The organism is Dokdonia sp. Dokd-P16 (genome assembly GCF_003095655.1).
GTDB lineage: Bacteria > Bacteroidota > Bacteroidia > Flavobacteriales > Flavobacteriaceae > Dokdonia.
In genome coordinates this window covers 1,087,154-1,110,058 of sequence record NZ_CP029151.1, presented here as the reverse complement: position 1 = coordinate 1,110,058, position 22,905 = coordinate 1,087,154, and the positions used below count along the sequence as shown (strand labels likewise).

General features: G+C 38.4%; 5 protein-coding genes. 4 read left to right on the top strand and 1 reads right to left on the bottom strand.

The genetic code is table 11. The annotated features are described in order from the left end of the window. Nucleotides 1-3: 3 nt before the first annotated feature. Nucleotides 4-708, bottom strand: a complete 705-nt coding sequence (locus DCS32_RS04920) for an SCO family protein (protein WP_108877253.1) — start codon at nucleotides 706-708, stop codon at nucleotides 4-6. 143 nt (nucleotides 709-851) lie between these two features. On the opposite strand from DCS32_RS04920, the gene rseP reads away from it, so the two are divergent. The 4 genes from rseP (at nucleotide 852) to DCS32_RS04900 (ending at nucleotide 22,545) form a co-directional block, all read left to right on the top strand. Next, nucleotides 852-2,159 (top strand): RIP metalloprotease RseP, encoded by a 1,308-nt coding sequence (gene rseP / locus DCS32_RS04915; protein WP_108879240.1) that lies wholly within the window; start codon nucleotides 852-854, stop codon nucleotides 2,157-2,159. A gap of 718 nt (nucleotides 2,160-2,877) precedes the next feature. Next, a complete protein-coding gene (locus DCS32_RS04910) occupies nucleotides 2,878-19,557 on the top strand; it encodes a gliding motility-associated C-terminal domain-containing protein (RefSeq protein ID WP_108877252.1) in 16,680 nt (5,559 codons plus the stop codon). Nucleotides 19,558-19,612: 55 nt separating this feature from the next. Continuing rightward, nucleotides 19,613-20,560, top strand: coding sequence for a type IX secretion system membrane protein PorP/SprF (locus tag DCS32_RS04905; RefSeq protein ID WP_108877251.1), 948 nt, complete (start codon nucleotides 19,613-19,615; stop codon nucleotides 20,558-20,560). A gap of 35 nt (nucleotides 20,561-20,595) precedes the next feature. Next, a complete protein-coding gene (locus tag DCS32_RS04900) occupies nucleotides 20,596-22,545 on the top strand; it encodes an OmpA family protein (protein ID WP_108877250.1) in 1,950 nt (649 codons plus the stop codon). Nucleotides 22,546-22,905 lie beyond the last annotated feature (360 nt).

Below are 22,905 nucleotides of genomic sequence, written 5' to 3'. Positions count from 1 at the left end.
ATTCTAAAAAATCTTTTGGTACCAAGCTTTCCTTGGCTCATAAGATGCTTTTAAAATCTCAATATCCTCAAGTAATTGATCTATTGCTTCTGGATCTGTACCGTCATAATAACCACGTATTTGACGTTTTTTATCTATAAGCATAAAGTTCTCAGTGTGAACCATATCAAGGTCGTCTTCTGTCCCTGGGATATCTTTTACGGCCAAATAACTTTTTCGCGCAAGCGTGAAAATTTCCTCCTGAGAACCAGTAACAAGGTTCCATCGTGAGTCATCTACTCCCTTTTTTATGGCGTACGCCTTCAAAACTTCTGGAGTATCATAAGTAGGGATTACTGAGTGAGAAAGTAGTTTAACTAGTGTATCTCCCTCTAGCTTCTTTTGTATTTGCACCATGTGCTCTGTCATAATAGGGCAAATGGTCTGGCAGGTGGTAAAGAAAAAATCTGCTACGTAGATGTGATTCTCATAATCCTTCTGCGTGATGGTCTTTCCATTCTGGTTTGTTAGAGAAAAATCTGCAATGGTATGATATTTCTTCACATATTGCATGGTGCTGTCTACGAGTTCTTTATCTACCATGTCTGGTTGGTAAATTGTAAGAGATGGAGTTACTTTGAGTTGGCTATATATTAAGGTCATAATAATGACAGAAAGAATACCAAGGGTAATAAATAGTGTTTTATAGCGAGCGAGGTGATGTGCCATAGTGCATTTTTTTACAAAGTTACAATCCAAGTGGCAGTTATATAAAGTATGGCTTGAAAAATGCTATCCTACGCGCATATAACTTTAGTATGCGCATCTAAAAGCCTATTTTTGTGCGTTCAAAATTTGACTTATATCCTTCTATGGAGACTTTTATACAGATTGCCCAGTTTACGCTTGCTATTTCTATCCTTGTAATTTTACATGAATTTGGTCACTTTGCACCAGCTCGTTACTTCGGTATTAAAGTGGAGAAATTCTTTCTCTTCTTTGATGTGAAGTTTGCGTTGTTCAAGAAAAAAATAGGTGACACTGTTTATGGAATAGGATGGCTTCCACTTGGAGGTTATGTGAAGATTGCTGGGATGATTGATGAGAGTATGGATAAGGAGCAAATGGCAAAAGATCCAGAACCTTGGGAGTTTAGATCAAAACCTGCATGGCAACGTCTTATTGTGATGATAGGTGGTGTGACTGTAAATGTGCTTCTTGCATGGTTCATTTATAGTGCAATGCTTGTTTATTATGGAGATGAGTATGTACCAGCAGACCGTCTTAAGTATGGTATTGCTGTAGGCGAAGTAGGTGAAGAAATAGGGTTGCGTAATGGTGATCAAGTAATAAAAATAGACGATAAAACGGTAACTCGTTTTGACGATGTGCAGATTGACATATTATTAGGTGATAACGTAACTGTAGTGCGTGATGGTAATGAACTTACATTCCCTATCCCAGACGAAGCAAAAAAATCTGTACTTGATGCAGAAGAGCAATTTATAAGACCACGTTTTAGTAATACTATAGGACTAGTGGCCAAGGACTCTATAGCATTCAATAATGATGTACTTGTAGGTGATAAAATTGTAGCGATTAATGGAAATACTATTAATGAATGGACGGAGTTTCAATCTATTTTTGATCAAGCAAAAGGCGGAGATGTTGCTATGACACTTGATAGAGATGGGCAACGTATAGAAAAAACCTTTGCTGTAGGTGAGGGGCGTTCTTTTGGGGTAGGTGCAAACGTTGAGGAATTATTAGTAAAAGATGAGTATAGTATAGGAGCGGCAATTCCTGCTGGTCTTACAAAAACATGGGATGTACTCACTAAGCAAGTGCGCCAGTTTAAATTAATCTTTAATAGAAAAGTACAAGGTTACAAGAAAGTAAAAGGTCCTATAGGTATTGTAGAGATGATGGCACCACAATGGGATTGGTATAAATTCTGGGGATTCACGGCTATGTTTTCTGTTTGGCTTGGCTTTGTAAATATTCTTCCTATTCCAGCACTTGATGGAGGGCACGTGATGTTTTTATTATATGAAATGATTTCTGGAAAAGCTCCTTCAGAAAAAACATTAGAAAGAGGTCAAATTATTGGTTTTGTCATTGTGATGGGATTAATGGTTGTGATTTTTGGAAATGACATTTGGAACCTGATTAAAGGATAATTTTATTACGCTTTCGCGAAAATTTGAATCATAATTTTATTCTATTGCTATACTATTTTTGAATAGTAAAAAATTATGTATACGTAATTTGGCTTGTCCTCAAGACTTGTTTTAGAGTGTTTTTCGGAATTTATGAATACACACTTGTATTTATAACTAACTGTCCGTAAAAGCTCTTAAATTCGTTATTTTCTTTTTTCTTTAAGATTCTACGATTTTAAGCGGTACGCTTTTTTCTCTGAAATATTATAAAAACTCTATTTCAGAGAAGATTAATTATAAGCTCAGTATTGCAGGAAAATCTGTTAATTAACATGGAAAATTAGCAACATATACCTGTCTGACTGCTAGAATATTAACATATTTTAAGAGGCCATTTTTATATCGTTTTTTAGTAGTTTTTTCGAGCGTGAAGCCGCTTATCCCTTATCTATACTGATGTTCAGCGGATTATGCTAATCAACAAATTTTATATTTTCTAAAACCCTACCGCTATTTATTGCGTACATAGGAGGGAATTGTGTTGCTTGGAATTTTAATTGTTTATAACATGTGTATAACACCGAATTATTTGCTTCTTTAATCGAATTTTTGGTGAAGATGGGTAGTTCTGAAATCCGTTTTTTAAGTCCATTGTATTTTTGTAATGGTTTTTATAGTTACACCCCATTAATTGCAACTAAAACAGAAAGCTTATGCTTTCAGCTACCTATAGTATATGATAAAATTTACTCTTAAGCATTTTAATAATGTCATTGTAATCCTTCTGTTGACCTTCGGAGGATTATTTCTTAATGGAAACATTTACGCTCAATCTGTTGCGAGATCGTGTGATGATGATCCTATTGTATTAACATCTGCAGATTTCATTGGAACAAATGCTACTGTAGAATCAGAGGCTGGCTCACCAACGGTAGTTGAAGTAGGTGATGTCTTTAGATTTAATGATGTATCAGCAGGTATTGACTGTTTAGTCTCTGTAGATGCATTTATTAATGGAGCTTCTATTAATAGTATAGATAACCTAGATGCTACAACTGGTGCTATTGGTGGTTTTGATAGAGCTTTTCAGCCAGTTATTGAGGGAGACCCTGGGGTTAATGGGCAAGAGGTTGTTTTTACATTCAATTTCGTAGTAGCAAATACTAATATAAGCCAGGCAGTATCAGTATATCTTACTGCATTAGACCTAGATAGTAATATTGCTGGGGATGTAGAGAGAGTTAAGTTGGAGATTCCTGATGCCTACTATACAAATGGTGCTAATTCACAAATTAACATTACACAAACTCCTACCCAGATAATAGGGGAGTCTAATGGATCTGGAATTGTTGACGGTATTAATGTAGATGATTCTTATTCATTTACTGGATATTATAACTCGTTCTCTTCTATTGAATATACAATAAGTAAAGATGGTTATAATGGAGGTTTAGGTTTTGAAGATAGACAGTTTTCTTTATTATTTGAAGATGTGGAATACAGTCCTGAAGAGTCTGTACTCCTTACTAATCCTATTATTTGTGGTCAAGTTTTTGTAGACGGTGCTCCAAGATCTGGTGTGGCTGTTAATCTTACAGGTGATTCAACTCAAACAACTACAACGGACGCAAATGGTCAATATAGTTTTACTGTTTCTGGCAATGGTAATTTTACCATAACAGAAACAGATTTGTCGGGTACTGTGTCACTAAGTGATGTAGACGCGGGTAACGATAATACTATCGCTATTGCGATTACTAACTTCGAATCTTCACAAGAAAATGATTTCTTTGATTCTATATTGGTTAGTGTTGGTGATGTGACGGTAGTCGAAGGTGATGATGGATCAACTGTAGTTGCAAATTTTCCGGTGACTTTAGGTGCGCCAGTAGATGTGGATACAACAGTAGCTTTTACAGTTTCTAATGGTACGGGTACACTAGGTGATGCAGATTATGTAGCTCCTACAGTCTTAACAGTTGTTATACCAGCTGGACAGACAGGTGGAGTGTTTCCTGTTACTGTAAATGGAGATGATAAAGTTGAAAACAATGAACAATTTTCGGTTAGTATAGCTAGTGTATCTAGCGGAACAATCAATCCAGCAGCTAATACTGGAGTGGGAACTATTACTAATGATGATACTGCTGGAGTTTTGTCAGTATCAACGGAAGAAGAATTAGAAGGTACTTCGTTAGTACATGATGTGGTTGTTGCGGAGAGTATTGTTGCTGAAGTATATCCATTTGTTATTTCAAATGATAGTACGGAGGATGCGGATTACACATTACCAACGGATGCAGAATTCACTAACGGTGTTGTGTTAAATGGTGATGGTACTATTACAGTTCCTGCTGGAGTTACTGACTTTACAGTAACAGTACCAACAACTGACGATACAATTGATGAAGAAGCTGAAGTTTATGATCTTACTGTTGGTGGAGTAGCTGCTACAGGAACGATTACAGATAACGATGATGCTGGTGTAGTATCGGTATCAACGGAAGAAGAATTAGAAGGTACTTCATTAGTACACGATGTAGTAGTTGTAGAGAGCGCAGATGCTGAAGTATATCCATTTGTTATTTCAAATGATAGTACTGAGGATGAGGATTACACGCTACCAACGGATGCAGAATTCACTAACGGTGTTGTATTAAATGGTGATGGTACGATTACAGTTCCTGCTGGAGTTACTGATTTTACAGTAACAGTACCAACAACTGACGATGCAATTGATGAAGAAGCTGAAGTTTATGATCTTACTGTTGGTGGAGTAGCTGCTACAGGAACGATTACAGATAATGATGATGCTGGTGTAGTATCGGTATCAACGGAAGAAGAATTAGAAGGTACTTCATTAGTACACGATGTAGTAGTTGTAGAGAGCGCAGATGCTGAAGTATATCCATTTGTTATTTCAAATGATAGTACTGAGGATGAGGATTACACGCTACCAACGGATGCAGAATTCACTAACGGTGTTGTATTAAATGGTGATGGTACGATTACAGTTCCTGCTGGAGTTACTGATTTTACAGTAACAGTACCAACAACTGACGATGCAATTGATGAAGAAGCTGAAGTTTATGATCTTACTGTTGGTGGAGTAGCTGCTACAGGAACGATTACAGATAACGATGATGCTGGTGTAGTATCGGTATCAACGGAAGAAGAATTAGAAGGTACTTCATTAGTACACGATGTAGTAGTTGTAGAGAGCGCAGATGCTGAAGTATATCCATTTGTTATTTCAAATGATAGTACTGAGGATGAGGATTACACGCTACCAACGGATGCGGAATTCACTAACGGTGTTGTATTAAATGGTGATGGTACGATTACAGTTCCTGCTGGAGTTACTGACTTTACAGTAACAGTACCAACAACTGACGATGCAATTGATGAAGAAGCTGAAGTTTATGATCTTACTGTTGGTGGAGTAGCTGCTACAGGAACGATTACAGATAACGATGATGCTGGTGTAGTATCGGTATCAACGGAAGAAGAATTAGAAGGTACTTCATTAGTACACGATGTAGTAGTTGTAGAGAGCGCAGATGCTGAAGTATATCCATTTGTTATTTCAAATGATAGTACTGAGGATGAGGATTACACGCTACCAACGGATGCGGAATTCACTAACGGTGTTGTATTAAATGGTGATGGTACGATTACAGTTCCTGCTGGAGTTACTGATTTTACAGTAACAGTACCAACAACTGACGATGCAATTGATGAAGAAGCTGAAGTTTATGATCTTACTGTTGGTGGAGTAGCTGCTACAGGAACGATTACAGATAACGATGATGCTGGTGTAGTATCGGTATCAACGGAAGAAGAATTAGAAGGTACTTCATTAGTACACGATGTAGTAGTTGTAGAGAGCGCAGATGCTGAAGTATATCCATTTGTTATTTCAAATGATAGTACTGAGGATGAGGATTACACGCTACCAACGGATGCAGAATTCACTAACGGTGTTGTATTAAATGGTGATGGTACGATTACAGTTCCTGCTGGAGTTACTGATTTTACAGTAACAGTACCAACAACTGACGATGCAATTGATGAAGAAGCTGAAGTTTATGATCTTACTGTTGGTGGAGTAGCTGCTACAGGAACGATTACAGATAACGATGATGCTGGTGTAGTATCGGTATCAACGGAAGAAGAATTAGAAGGTACTTCATTAGTACACGATGTAGTAGTTGTAGAGAGCGCAGATGCTGAAGTATATCCATTTGTTATTTCAAATGATAGTACTGAGGATGAGGATTACACGCTACCAACGGATGCAGAATTCACTAACGGTGTTGTATTAAATGGTGATGGTACCATTACAGTTCCTGCTGGAGTTACTGACTTTACAGTAACAGTACCAACAACTGACGATACAATTGATGAAGAAGCTGAAGTTTATGATCTTACTGTTGGTGGAGTAGCTGCTACAGGAACGATTACAGATAACGATGATGCTGGTGTAGTATCGGTATCAACGGAAGAAGAATTAGAAGGTACTTCACTAGTACACGATGTAGTAGTTGTAGAGAGCGCAGATGCTGAAGTATATCCATTTGTTATTTCAAATGATAGTACTGAGGATGAGGATTACACGCTACCAACGGATGCAGAATTCACTAACGGTGTTGTATTAAATGGTGATGGTACGATTACAGTTCCTGCTGGAGTTACTGACTTTACAGTAACAGTACCAACAACTGACGATGCAATTGATGAAGAAGCTGAAGTTTATGATCTTACTGTTGGTGGAGTAGCTGCTACAGGAACGATTACAGATAATGATGATGCTGGTGTAGTATCGGTATCAACGGAAGAAGAATTAGAAGGTACTTCATTAGTACACGATGTAGTAGTTGTAGAGAGCGCAGATGCTGAAGTATATCCATTTGTTATTTCAAATGATAGTACTGAGGATGAGGATTACACGCTACCAACGGATGCAGAATTCACTAACGGTGTTGTATTAAATGGTGATGGTACGATTACAGTTCCTGCTGGAGTTACTGATTTTACAGTAACAGTACCAACAACTGACGATGCAATTGATGAAGAAGCTGAAGTTTATGATCTTACTGTTGGTGGAGTAGCTGCTACAGGAACGATTACAGATAACGATGATGCTGGTGTAGTATCGGTATCAACGGAAGAAGAATTAGAAGGTACTTCATTAGTACACGATGTAGTAGTTGTAGAGAGTGCAGATGCTGAAGTATATCCATTTGTTATTTCAAATGATAGTACTGAGGATGAGGATTACACGCTACCAACGGATGCGGAATTCACTAACGGTGTTGTATTAAATGGTGATGGTACGATTACAGTTCCTGCTGGAGTTACTGACTTTACAGTAACAGTACCAACAACTGACGATGCAATTGATGAAGAAGCTGAAGTTTATGATCTTACTGTTGGTGGAGTAGCTGCTACAGGAACGATTACAGATAATGATGATGCTGGTGTAGTATCGGTATCAACGGAAGAAGAATTAGAAGGTACTTCATTAGTACACGATGTAGTAGTTGTAGAGAGCGCAGATGCTGAAGTATATCCATTTGTTATTTCAAATGATAGTACTGAGGATGAGGATTACACGCTACCAACGGATGCGGAATTCACTAACGGTGTTGTATTAAATGGTGATGGTACGATTACAGTTCCTGCTGGAGTTACTGACTTTACAGTAACAGTACCAACAACTGACGATGCAATTGATGAAGAAGCTGAAGTTTATGATCTTACTGTTGGTGGAGTAGCTGCTACAGGAACGATTACAGATAACGATGATGCTGGTGTAGTATCGGTATCAACGGAAGAAGAATTAGAAGGTACTTCATTAGTACACGATGTAGTAGTTGTAGAGAGCGCAGATGCTGAAGTATATCCATTTGTTATTTCAAATGATAGTACTGAGGATGAGGATTACACGCTACCAACGGATGCAGAATTCACTAACGGTGTTGTATTAAATGGTGATGGTACGATTACAGTTCCTGCTGGAGTTACTGATTTTACAGTAACAGTACCAACAACTGACGATGCAATTGATGAAGAAGCTGAAGTTTATGATCTTACTGTTGGTGGAGTAGCTGCTACAGGAACGATTACAGATAACGATGATGCTGGTGTAGTATCGGTATCAACGGAAGAAGAATTAGAAGGTACTTCATTAGTACACGATGTAGTAGTTGTAGAGAGCGCAGATGCTGAAGTATATCCATTTGTTATTTCAAATGATAGTACTGAGGATGAGGATTACACGCTACCAACGGATGCAGAATTCACTAACGGTGTTGTATTAAATGGTGATGGTACCATTACAGTTCCTGCTGGAGTTACTGACTTTACAGTAACAGTACCAACAACTGACGATGCAATTGATGAAGAAGCTGAAGTTTATGATCTTACTGTTGGTGGAGTAGCTGCTACAGGAACGATTACAGATAACGATGATGCTGGTGTAGTATCGGTATCAACGGAAGAAGAATTAGAAGGTACTTCATTAGTACACGATGTAGTAGTTGTAGAGAGTGCAGATGCTGAAGTATATCCATTTGTTATTTCAAATGATAGTACTGAGGATGAGGATTACACGCTACCAACGGATGCAGAATTCACTAACGGTGTTGTATTAAATGGTGATGGTACGATTACAGTTCCTGCTGGAGTTACTGATTTTACAGTAACAGTACCAACAACTGACGATGCAATTGATGAAGAAGCTGAAGTTTATGATCTTACTGTTGGTGGAGTAGCTGCTACAGGAACGATTACAGATAATGATGATGCTGGTGTAGTATCGGTATCAACGGAAGAAGAATTAGAAGGTACTTCATTAGTACACGATGTAGTAGTTGTAGAGAGCGCAGATGCTGAAGTATATCCATTTGTTATTTCAAATGATAGTACTGAGGATGAGGATTACACGCTACCAACGGATGCAGAATTCACTAACGGTGTTGTATTAAATGGTGATGGTACGATTACAGTTCCTGCTGGAGTTACTGATTTTACAGTAACAGTACCAACAACTGACGATGCAATTGATGAAGAAGCTGAAGTTTATGATCTTACTGTTGGTGGAGTAGCTGCTACAGGAACGATTACAGATAACGATGATGCTGGTGTAGTATCGGTATCAACGGAAGAAGAATTAGAAGGTACTTCATTAGTACACGATGTAGTAGTTGTAGAGAGCGCAGATGCTGAAGTATATCCATTTGTTATTTCAAATGATAGTACTGAGGATGAGGATTACACGCTACCAACGGATGCGGAATTCACTAACGGTGTTGTATTAAATGGTGATGGTACGATTACAGTTCCTGCTGGAGTTACTGACTTTACAGTAACAGTACCAACAACTGACGATGCAATTGATGAAGAAGCTGAAGTTTATGATCTTACTGTTGGTGGAGTAGCTGCTACAGGAACGATTACAGATAACGATGATGCTGGTGTAGTATCGGTATCAACGGAAGAAGAATTAGAAGGTACTTCACTAGTACACGATGTAGTAGTTGTAGAGAGCGCAGATGCTGAAGTATATCCATTTGTTATTTCAAATGATAGTACTGAGGATGAGGATTACACGCTACCAACGGATGCGGAATTCACTAACGGTGTTGTATTAAATGGTGATGGTACGATTACAGTTCCTGCTGGAGTTACTGACTTTACAGTAACAGTACCAACAACTGACGATGCAATTGATGAAGAAGCTGAAGTTTATGATCTTACTGTTGGTGGAGTAGCTGCTACAGGAACGATTACAGATAACGATGATGCTGGTGTAGTATCGGTATCAACGGAAGAAGAATTAGAAGGTACTTCATTAGTACACGATGTAGTAGTTGTAGAGAGCGCAGATGCTGAAGTATATCCATTTGTTATTTCAAATGATAGTACTGAGGATGAGGATTACACGCTACCAACGGATGCGGAATTCACTAACGGTGTTGTATTAAATGGTGATGGTACGATTACAGTTCCTGCTGGAGTTACTGATTTTACAGTAACAGTACCAACAACTGACGATGCAATTGATGAAGAAGCTGAAGTTTATGATCTTACTGTTGGTGGAGTAGCTGCTACAGGAACGATTACAGATAACGATGATGCTGGTGTAGTATCGGTATCAACGGAAGAAGAATTAGAAGGTACTTCATTAGTACACGATGTAGTAGTTGTAGAGAGTGCAGATGCTGAAGTATATCCATTTGTTATTTCAAATGATAGTACTGAGGATGAGGATTACACGCTACCAACGGATGCAGAATTCACTAACGGTGTTGTATTAAATGGTGATGGTACGATTACAGTTCCTGCTGGAGTTACTGATTTTACAGTAACAGTACCAACAACTGACGATGCAATTGATGAAGAAGCTGAAGTTTATGATCTTACTGTTGGTGGAGTAGCTGCTACAGGAACGATTACAGATAACGATGATGCTGGTGTAGTATCGGTATCAACGGAAGAAGAATTAGAAGGTACTTCATTAGTACACGATGTAGTAGTTGTAGAGAGCGCAGATGCTGAAGTATATCCATTTGTTATTTCAAATGATAGTACTGAGGATGAGGATTACACGCTACCAACGGATGCGGAATTCACTAACGGTGTTGTATTAAATGGTGATGGTACGATTACAGTTCCTGCTGGAGTTACTGATTTTACAGTAACAGTACCAACAACTGACGATGCAATTGATGAAGAAGCTGAAGTTTATGATCTTACTGTTGGTGGAGTAGCTGCTACAGGAACGATTACAGATAACGATGATGCTGGTGTAGTATCGGTATCAACGGAAGAAGAATTAGAAGGTACTTCATTAGTACACGATGTAGTAGTTGTAGAGAGCGCAGATGCTGAAGTATATCCATTTGTTATTTCAAATGATAGTACTGAGGATGAGGATTACACGCTACCAACGGATGCGGAATTCACTAACGGTGTTGTATTAAATGGTGATGGTACGATTACAGTTCCTGCTGGAGTTACTGATTTTACAGTAACAGTACCAACAACTGACGATGCAATTGATGAAGAAGCTGAAGTTTATGATCTTACTGTTGGTGGAGTAGCTGCTACAGGAACGATTACAGATAACGATGATGCACCAACAGTAACTATCGAAGATGTAGTAGTAAATGAAGATGCTGGAACGGTAACAGTTCCTGTAACTTTAACTAACCCAAGTGATGAGGATACTGTTATAGAGATCGTAACTACGACTGGAACTGCTGGAGAAGATGATTTTGAAGAGACTATTGTAACGGTAACAATCCCTGCTGGAGAAACAGAAGGAGAAGTAGTTGTTCCAATTACAGAGGATACTACCGATGAAGAAGATGAGATTTTCACAGTAGATGGAACAGTAACAAGTGGTAACACTGATAATACAGATCCAAGCGGAACAGTAACTATTATAGATAACGACGATGCTCCAACAGTAACTATCGAAGATGTAGTAGTAAATGAAGATGCTGGAACGGTAACAGTTCCTGTAACCTTAACTAACCCAAGTGATGAGGATACTGTTATAGAGATTGTAACTACGACTGGTACTGCTGGAGAAGATGATTTTGAAGAGACTATTGTAACGGTAACAATCCCTGCTGGAGAAACAGAAGGAGAAGTAGTTGTTCCAATTACAGAAGACACGACAGATGAAGAAGATGAGATTTTCACAGTAGATGGAACAGTAACAAGTGGTAACACTGCCAATACAGACCCAAGCGGAGATGTAACAATTACTGATAACGACGATGCTCCAACAGTAACAATCGAAGATGTAGTAGTAAATGAAGATGCTGGAACGGTAACAGTTCCTGTAACCTTAAGTAATCCAAGTGATGAGGATACAGTGATTGACATTGTAACTACAACGGGTACAGCTGGTGAGGATGATTTTGAAGAGACTATTGTAACGGTAACAATCCCTGCTGGAGAAACAGAAGGAGAAGTAATTGTTCCAATTACAGAGGATACTACCGATGAAGAAGATGAGATTTTCACAGTAGATGGAACAGTAACAAGTGGTAACACTGATAATACAGATCCAAGCGGAACAGTAACAATTACAGATAACGATGATGCACCAACAGTAACTATCGAAGATGTAGTAGTTAACGAAGATGCTGGTATAGTAACAGTTCCTGTAACGTTGAGTAATCCAAGTGATGAGGATACAGTGATTGATATTGTAACTACAACGGGTACAGCTGGCGAGGATGATTTTGAAGAGACTATTGTAACGGTAACAATTCCTGCAGGAGAAACAGAAGGAGAAGTAGTTGTTCCAATTACAGAGGATACTACCGATGAAGAAGATGAGATTTTCACAGTAGATGGAACAGTAACAAGTGGTAACACTGCCAATACAGATCCAAGCGGAACAGTAACAATTACAGATAACGATGATGCACCAACAGTAACTATCGAAGATGTAGTAGTTAACGAAGATGCTGGTATAGTAACAGTTCCTGTAACCTTAAGTAACCCAAGTGATGAGGATACAGTGATTGACATTGTAACTACGACTGGTACAGCTGGTGAGGATGATTTTGAAGAGACTATTGTAACGGTAACAATCCCTGCTGGAGAGACTGAAGGAGAAGTAGTTGTTCCAATTACAGAGGATACTACCGATGAAGAAGATGAGATTTTCACAGTAGATGGAACAGTAACAAGTGGTAACACTGATAATACAGATCCAAGTGGAACGGTAACTATTGTAGATAACGACGATGCTCCAACAGTAACAATTGAAGATGTAGTAGTTAATGAAGACGCTGGTACAGCAACAGTTCCTGTAACCTTAAGTAACCCAAGTGATGAGGATACAGTGATTGACATTGTAACTACGACTGGTACAGCTGGTGAGGATGATTATACTGAGACTATTGTAACAGTAACAATTCCTGCTGGAGAAACAGAAGGAGAAGTAGTTGTTCCAATTACAGAGGATACTACCGATGAAGAAGATGAGATTTTCACAGTAGATGGTACGGTAACAAGTGGTAACACTGCCAATACAGATCCAAGCGGAGATGTAACAATTACTGATAACGACGATGCTCCAACAGTAACAATCGAAGATGTAGTAGTAAACGAAGATGCTGGTACAGTAACAGTTCCTGTAACGTTGAGTAACCCAAGTGATGAGGATACAGTGATTGACATTGTAACTACGACTGGTACTGCTGGTGAGGATGATTTTGAAGAGACTATTGTAACGGTAACAATTCCTGCTGGAGAAACAGAAGGAGAAGTAGTTGTTCCAATTACAGAGGATACTACAGATGAAGAAGATGAGATTTTCACAGTAGATGGAACAGTAACAAGTGGTAACACTGCCAATACAGATCCAAGTGGAGATGTAACAATTACAGATAACGATGGTGCACCAACAGTGACTATCGGAGATGTAGTAGTAAACGAAGATGCTGGTACAGTAACAGTTCCTGTAACGTTGAGTAACCCAAGTGATGAGGATACAGTGATTGACATTGTAACTACGACTGGTACTGCTGGTGAGGATGATTTTGAAGAGACTATTGTAACGGTAACAATTCCTGCTGGAGAGACTGAAGGAGAAGTAGTTGTTCCAATTACAGAGGATACTACCGATGAAGAAGATGAGATTTTCACAGTAGATGGTACGGTAACAAGTGGTAACACTGATAATACAGATCCAAGTGGAACGGTAACTATTGTAGATAACGACGATGCTCCAACAGTAACAATCGAAGATGTAGTAGTAAACGAAGATGCTGGTACAGTAACAATTCCTGTAACCTTAAGTAACCCAAGTGATGAGGATACAGTGATTGACATTGTAACTACGACTGGTACTGCTGGTGAGGATGATTTTGAAGAGACTATTGTAACGGTAACAATTCCTGCTGGAGAGACTGAAGGAGAAGTAATTGTTCCAATTACAGAGGATACTACCGATGAAGAAGATGAGATTTTCACAGTAGATGGAACAGTAACAAGTGGTAACACTGCCAATACAGATCCAAGCGGAACAGTAACTATTATAGATAACGACGATGCTCCAACAGTAACTATCGAAGATGTAGTAGTAAATGAAGATGCTGGAACGGTAACAGTTCCTGTAACCTTAACTAACCCAAGTGATGAGGATACTGTTATAGAGATTGTAACTACGACTGGTACTGCTGGAGAAGATGATTTTGAAGAGACTATTGTAACGGTAACAATCCCTGCTGGAGAAACAGAAGGAGAAGTAGTTGTTCCAATTACAGAAGACACGACAGATGAAGAAGATGAGATTTTCACAGTAGATGGAACAGTAACAAGTGGTAACACTGCCAATACAGACCCAAGCGGAGATGTAACAATTACTGATAACGACGATGCTCCAACAGTAACAATCGAAGATGTAGTAGTAAATGAAGATGCTGGAACGGTAACAGTTCCTGTAACCTTAAGTAATCCAAGTGATGAGGATACAGTGATTGACATTGTAACTACAACGGGTACAGCTGGTGAGGATGATTTTGAAGAGACTATTGTAACGGTAACAATCCCTGCTGGAGAAACAGAAGGAGAAGTAATTGTTCCAATTACAGAGGATACTACCGATGAAGAAGATGAGATTTTCACAGTAGATGGAACAGTAACAAGTGGTAACACTGATAATACAGATCCAAGCGGAACAGTAACAATTACAGATAACGATGATGCACCAACAGTAACTATCGAAGATGTAGTAGTTAACGAAGATGCTGGTATAGTAACAGTTCCTGTAATGTTGAGTAATCCAAGTGATGAGGATACAGTGATTGATATTGTAACTACAACGGGTACAGCTGGCGAGGATGATTTTGAAGAGACTATTGTAACGGTAACAATTCCTGCAGGAGAAACAGAAGGAGAAGTAGTTGTTCCAATTACAGAGGATACTACCGATGAAGAAGATGAGATTTTCACAGTAGATGGAACAGTAACAAGTGGTAACACTGATAATACAGATCCAAGCGGAACAGTAACAATTACAGATAACGATGATGCACCAACAGTAACTATCGAAGATGTAGTAGTTAACGAAGATGCTGGTATAGTAACAGTTCCTGTAACCTTAAGTAACCCAAGTGATGAGGATACAGTGATTGACATTGTAACTACGACTGGTACAGCTGGTGAGGATGATTTTGAAGAGACTATTGTAACGGTAACAATCCCTGCTGGAGAGACTGAAGGAGAAGTAGTTGTTCCAATTACAGAGGATACTACCGATGAAGAAGATGAGATTTTCACAGTAGATGGAACAGTAACAAGTGGTAACACTGATAATACAGATCCAAGTGGAACGGTAACTATTGTAGATAACGACGATGCTCCAACAGTAACAATCGAAGATGTAGTAGTTAATGAAGACGCTGGTACAGCAACAGTTCCTGTAACCTTAAGTAACCCAAGTGATGAGGATACAGTGATTGACATTGTAACTACGACTGGTACAGCTGGTGAGGATGATTATACTGAGACTATTGTAACAGTAACAATTCCTGCTGGAGAAACAGAAGGAGAAGTAGTTGTTCCAATTACAGAGGATACTACCGATGAAGAAGATGAGATTTTCACAGTAGATGGTACGGTAACAAGTGGTAACACTGCCAATACAGATCCAAGCGGAGATGTAACAATTACTGATAACGACGATGCTCCAACAGTAACAATCGAAGATGTAGTAGTAAACGAAGATGCTGGTACAGTAACAGTTCCTGTAACGTTGAGTAACCCAAGTGATGAGGATACAGTGATTGACATTGTAACTACGACTGGTACTGCTGGTGAGGATGATTTTGAAGAGACTATTGTAACGGTAACAATTCCTGCTGGAGAGACTGAAGGAGAAGTAGTTGTTCCAATTACAGAAGACACGACAGATGAGGAAGATGAGATTTTCACAGTAGATGGAACAGTAACAAGTGGTAACACTGATAATACAGATCCAAGCGGAACAGTAACAATTACAGATAACGATGGTGCACCAACAGTGACTATCGGAGATGTAGTAGTAAACGAAGATGCTGGTACAGTAACAGTTCCTGTAACGTTGAGTAACCCAAGTGATGAGGATACAGTGATTGACATTGTAACTACGACTGGTACTGCTGGTGAGGATGATTTTGAAGAGACTATTGTAACGGTAACAATTCCTGCTGGAGAGACTGAAGGAGAAGTAGTTGTTCCAATTACAGAGGATACTACCGATGAAGAAGATGAGATTTTCACAGTAGATGGTACGGTAACAAGTGGTAACACTGATAATACAGATCCAAGTGGAACGGTAACTATTGTAGATAACGACGATGCTCCAACAGTAACAATCGAAGATGTAGTAGTAAACGAAGATGCTGGTACAGTAACAATTCCTGTAACGTTGAGTAACCCAAGTGATGAGGATACTGTTATCGAGATTGTAACGACGACGGGTACTGCTGGCGAGGATGATTATACTGAGACTATTGTAACAGTAACAATTCCTGCTGGAGAGACTACTGGTGAAGTTGTGATTCCAATTACGGATGATATGCTTGACGAGGAAGATGAGATTTTCACAGTAGATGGAACAGTAACAAGTGGTAACACTGCCAATACAGATCCAAGTGGAGATGTAACAATTACAGATAACGATGGTGCACCAACGGTAACTATTGAAGATGTAATTGTAGATGAAGGAGCTGGAACAGTAACAATTCCTGTAACATTAAGTAACCCAAGTGATGAGGATACTGTTATCGAGATTGTAACGACGACTGGTACTGCTGGAGATGATGATTACATAGAGACTATTGTAACGGTAACGATTCCTGCTGGAGAGACTACTGGTGAGGTTGTAATTCCAATCACTGATGATACATTAGATGAGGATGATGAGATTTTTACAGTAGATGGAACAGTAACAAGTGGTAATACTGATAATACAGATCCTAGCGGAACGGTAACTATTACAGATAACGATGGTGCACCAACGGTAACTATTGAAGATGTAATTGTAGATGAAGGAGCTGGAACGGTAACAATTCCTGTAACGTTGAGTAACCCAAGTGATGAGGATACTGTTATCGAGATTGTAACTACGACTGGTACTGCTGGCGAGGATGATTATACTGAGACTATTGTAACGGTAACGATTCCTGCTGGAGAGACTACTGGTGAAGTTGTGATTCCAATTACGGATGATATGCTTGATGAGGAAGATGAGACATTCACAGTAGATGGAACAGTAACAAGTGGTAACACTGCCAATACAGATCCAAGTGGAGATGTAACAATTACAGATAACGATGGTGCACCAACGGTAACTATTGAAGATGTAGTGGTAGATGAAGATGCTGGAACGGTAACAATTCCTGTAACGTTGAGTAACCCAAGTGATGAGGATACTGTTATCGAGATTGTAACGACGACGGGTACTGCTGGCGAGGATGATTATACTGAGACTATTGTAACAGTAACAATTCCTGCTGGAGAGACTACTGGTGAAGTTGTGATTCCAATTACGGATGATATGCTTGACGAGGAAGATGAGATTTTCACGGTAGATGGTACAGTAACAAGTGGTAACACTGATAATACAGACCCAAGTGGAACGGTAACTATTGTAGATAACGACGATGCTCCAACAGTAACAATCGAAGATGTAGTAGTAAACGAAGATGCTGGTACGGTAACAATTCCTGTAACGTTGAGTAACCCAAGTGATGAGGATACTGTTATCGAGATTGTAACTACGACTGGTACTGCTGGTGAGGATGATTTTGAAGAGACTATTGTAACGGTAACAATTCCTGCTGGAGAGACTACTGGTGAAGTTGTGATTCCAATTACGGATGATATGCTTGATGAGGAAGATGAGACATTCACAGTAGATGGAACAGTAACAAGTGGTAACACTGCCAATACAGACCCTAGTGGAACAGTTACTATTACAGATAACGATGGTGCGCCAACGGTGACTATCGAAGATGTAGTGGTAGATGAAGGAGCTGGGACGGTAACAATTCCTGTAACGTTGAGTAACCCAAGTGATGAGGATACTGTTATCGAGATTGTAACTACAACGGGTACTGCTGGTGAGGATGATTATACTGAGACTATTGTAACAGTAACAATTCCTGCTGGAGAGACTACTGGTGAAGTTGTGATTCCAATTACGGATGATATGCTTGATGAGGAAGATGAGACATTCACAGTAGATGGTACAGTAACAAGTGGTAACACTGATAATACAGATCCAAGTGGAACAGTAACAATTACAGATAACGACGCTCCAGTTACAACACCTAATCTAGATCTTGTTAAAGTGGGCATTGTAAATGATTCAAATGGCAATGATGTAGTTGATGCTGGTGATACTATCACTTATACTTTAACAGTTACAAATAATGGAAACGAAGACCTTACTAATGTTATCGTTGTAGATCCATTAATAATTATCAATGAAGGTCCAGTTGCGGTATTAGCAATAAGTGAGAGTGCTACATTTACTGGAACATATACAATCACTCAAGATGATATAGAAGCTGGAGGAGTTGTAAACGTTGCGACTGCAGAAGGAACTGATCAGGCGGGTAATACAATTACAGATCAATCTGATGATCCAACTGATACAACAAACGTAGATGTTGATGGTGATGGAGATTTTGAAGATCCTACAGTGACTATCTTAGATCAGTCTCCGGATATCATGATTACTAAGAATGGAGTTTTCCAAGATTTTAATCAAGATGGGTTTGCAAACGCAGGTGATCAGATTCTTTATACCTTTGATGTTATAAATACTGGTAACGTGATATTAAATGACGTTATAGTTACAGATGAGATGGTAGAAGTGATAGGTGATGCAGTAAGTTTACTTCCAGGTGAATCAGTTACATTTACAGCGGTATACATTATTACTCAACAGGATGTTACTAATGGTGAGGTTGTAAATACTGCACTAGCGATAGGATTGACTAATAATGGTCTAGAAATCTCAGATATATCTGATGATGTAACAGACACAACTGGTGATGATGATCCTACAGTTACTGTACTAAGCCAAAGTTCTGGTCTTATCTTTAACAATGGTATCTCAATGAACGGAGATGGGCGTAACGATTCATTTAGGATTCAAGGAATAGAAAACTTCCCAGAAAATAGATTAAGAATCTTTAATAGATGGGGTGTAGAAGTATATAATGCAGAAGGGTATGGGTCTGATGGTAAAGCTTTCATAGGATTATCAGAGGGTAGAACTACGATATCTCAAGATAAATTCTTACCTGTAGGAACGTATTACTGGATATTAGAATACGTAAATTCAGTAGGAGAGACTATCAATAATTCTGGATATCTATACTTAACTAGATAAATAATTTTAAATCGTTGAGTGCGCTACGCACTCAACGATTTTATTAGATGTATATATGAAAAATATAATATTAACAGTTGCTTTCTTAGCAATACTAGTACTAAGTACATTTACGCTAACTGCACAACAAGACCCGCAGTATACTCAGTATATGTACAATACAGTTGCTATAAATCCAGCTTATGCTGGAAATAGAGGTGTTACGAGTATTGTTGGACTTCATAGAAGTCAGTGGGTAGGTCTTGAAGGCGCTCCTAGAACCCAAAGTTTAAGTATTCACTCACCTATAGGTGAAGGTAAAGTAGGGTTAGGATTATCTATAGTAAATGATGCACTAGGACCAGCTCAAGAAACGTATATTGGTGCAGACTTTAGCTACACGATAAATACTTCAAATTCAGGAAAATTAAGTTTTGGATTAAAGGCAGGAGGTCATGTTTTAGATGTAGACTTTTCTAAATTGACATTGTTTGATGTTACAGATCCTAGATTTTCTCAAAATATAGATAATAAAATTTCTCCCATAATTGGTGCTGGATTATATTACCATACGGATAGATTTTATGCGGGATTGAGTGCGCCTAATCTAATTCAAACCGAGCATTTTGATGAAAGTAATAATAGTAATTCCGCTAGCTTTATTGCAGAAGAGCGTATTAACTATTATGGAATAATGGGCTATACTTTTGATATAAACGATCAGCTTAAATTTAAGCCTAGTACGCTCGTAAAATTAGTTGCAGGTGCGCCATTGCAGGTTGATCTTACAGCAAATTTTCTAGTAATGGAAAAGTTACACTTAGGAGCAGCTTATAGATGGAGCGCAGCTTTAAGTGGTCTTGTAGGTTTTCAAGTGTCAGATAGTATGCTTATCGGTCTTGCTTATGATCGTGAGAGTACAGACCTTGGAGAAACTGTTTACAATGATGGAAGTTTCGAAGTTTTTCTTCGTTTTGAACTCTTTAATGAGTATGATAGAATGCTTACCCCTAGATTCTTTTAATACGTATACTCTAGCAGTATATTTAATTTGATTACATGATGAAAAATATAATTTGTTTTTGCCTTAGCCTCCTATTCCTAGGAGTTCTTACAGTAAATGCTCAAGAAGGAAAAATTGATAAAGCAGATAAAAAGTTTGATCAATATGCCTTTGTAGATGCTAGAAAAATTTACCTAGAGGTTGCAGAGAAAGGATATAAATCTGCCGATCTTTTTCAAAAGATAGCAGATAGTTATTATTTCAATGCAAAGTACGTCGAAGCCGAAGTATGGTACAATAAGCTGGTAAGCAACTATGCAGAGGAGATAAAACCAGAATACTATTTTCGTTTTGCTCAAACACTACGTGCCCTTAAAAGCTATGACCGTGCAGATGAGATGATGGCTAAGTTTAATGAGGTTAATAGTGATGATTTAAGAGCAGAGCTTTTTACAGAAGAGCCTAACTATCTTAGCAATATCGATTATAAAAAAAGTAAGTATACCATAGAAGATATACGTAGTATTAATTCTAGATACTCAGATTTTGCTCCTACAGAATATGAAGGAAAACTCATATTTGCATCATCACGTGATACTGGTGGCGCAACAAAGAAAATTCACAAATGGAATAATGAACCGTTCTTAGACCTATATGAGTCTAAAGTTGGATCAAGTTCAGGATCTTACACTAAGCCTAAAGCGTTTAGTAGAGAACTAAATTCAAAATTTCACGAGAGTACTACAGCATTTACAAAAGACGGTAACACGGTATATTTTACTAGAAATAATTTCAATAAAGGAAATTACCGTAAATCAAAGAATGGAACAAATAAGCTTAAAATTTATAAGTCTAAAAAAGCAAATGGAAAATGGTCTACACCTGTAGAGATGCCATTTAACAGTGACGAGTACTCTACAGCACACCCTACGCTAAATGCAGATGATAGTAAACTATATTTTGCATCAGACATGCCTGGAACTGTAGGACTTTCGGATATATGGGTTGCAACAGTAAATGAAACAGATTCTGTAGGAACACCTATAAACTTAGGAAGACCTATAAATACAGAGGGAAGAGAGACTTTTCCATTCATGAGCTCAAAGGGAGTATTGTACTTTGGATCAGACGGCCATCCAGGTTTTGGAGGTCTTGATGTATTTGCAACAACACCTAGAACAAATAGTAGTGAAAAAGAAGTTATTAGCAATATAGGTGAGCCTATTAATAGTTCTTTTGATGACTTTACTTTTATATTAAATGAGGATACGCAAGTAGGTTACTTTGCTTCAAACCGTAAGCGCGGTATGGGAAGTGATGATATTTACAGGTTCTTGAAAGAAGAAATACCTTGTGATATTAAACTAGTTGGTGTGGTTACAGATAAAGATAGCGGCAACCCTATTCCAGAAGCAACAGTGCAGCTTATAGATAGTGAAGGTACGGTAATTGAGGCGGTTCAAGCAACAGCTGCAGGAGCTTATGCATTTGAGGCAACATGTGTTACGCAGTATGTTATACGTGCTTCAAAAGAAGAATATAGTACTGCAGAGGCTATAACTACAACTCCAGATGTAACTGGGACACTTACAAACGACTTAGTGTTGAGCCTTCTCCAAAAACCAATCAATGTAGGTGATGATCTTGCAAAGGTTTTGGAACTTAATCCAATCTATTTCGATTTTGATCGTTTTAATATTCGTCCAGACGCTGCGCTAGAATTAGAAAAAGTTATAGCAGTGATGCGTGAGTATCCTACCATGGTTTTAGATGCGAGATCTCATACGGACAGTAGAGGTAAGGATTCTTATAACCTAAGCTTGTCAGATAAGCGTGCAAAATCGACAGTGGCATATATTATTGAACAAGGCATAAGCTCTTCTAGAATCACCGGACAGGGATATGGAGAAAAGCAACCAGTAAATACATGTTCTAATGGAGTTAAGTGTTCAGAAGAAGAGCATCAACTTAATAGACGTTCAGAGTTTATAGTGATTAGTAACTAATAAATTTCTTTTCATAATACAAGGCCCCCTTTTCTTTTGAAGAGGGGGCTTTTTTGTGTGTACGCTTTCGCGAAAGCGTTATATAAATCCAACTAGTACTACAGAGGATGCTGTTTTAATACAAGGAATCTACCAAATGTTAATTTGCAATCAAGAAGGTTTTAAGCTCATTTAAAGAAGTTTTGACTCATTTTCTTGGCAACTGCTGCAATTGAGCAGTAATGCCATAACGAGCGCTCCACTTAGTCATGGTATAGAGACTTGGACATCGCACACCGCAGTAAACTTATTATTTTAATTTCTATGTATTGTTAGTAGGCTAAAAGACATTGCAAAAATTTTAAACTAAAACATTAGTTT

What these genes read in the sequence shown, in the direction of transcription:
- DCS32_RS04920 (WP_108877253.1), bottom strand. Translation starts at nt 708, where the DNA reads ATGGCACATCACCTCGCTCGCTATAAAACACTATTTATTACCCTTGGT.
- rseP (WP_108879240.1), top strand. Translation starts at nt 852, where the DNA reads ATGGAGACTTTTATACAGATTGCCCAGTTTACGCTTGCTATTTCTATC.
- DCS32_RS04910 (WP_108877252.1), top strand. Translation starts at nt 2,878, where the DNA reads ATGATAAAATTTACTCTTAAGCATTTTAATAATGTCATTGTAATCCTT.
- DCS32_RS04905 (WP_108877251.1), top strand. Translation starts at nt 19,613, where the DNA reads ATGAAAAATATAATATTAACAGTTGCTTTCTTAGCAATACTAGTACTA.
- DCS32_RS04900 (WP_108877250.1), top strand. Translation starts at nt 20,596, where the DNA reads ATGATGAAAAATATAATTTGTTTTTGCCTTAGCCTCCTATTCCTAGGA.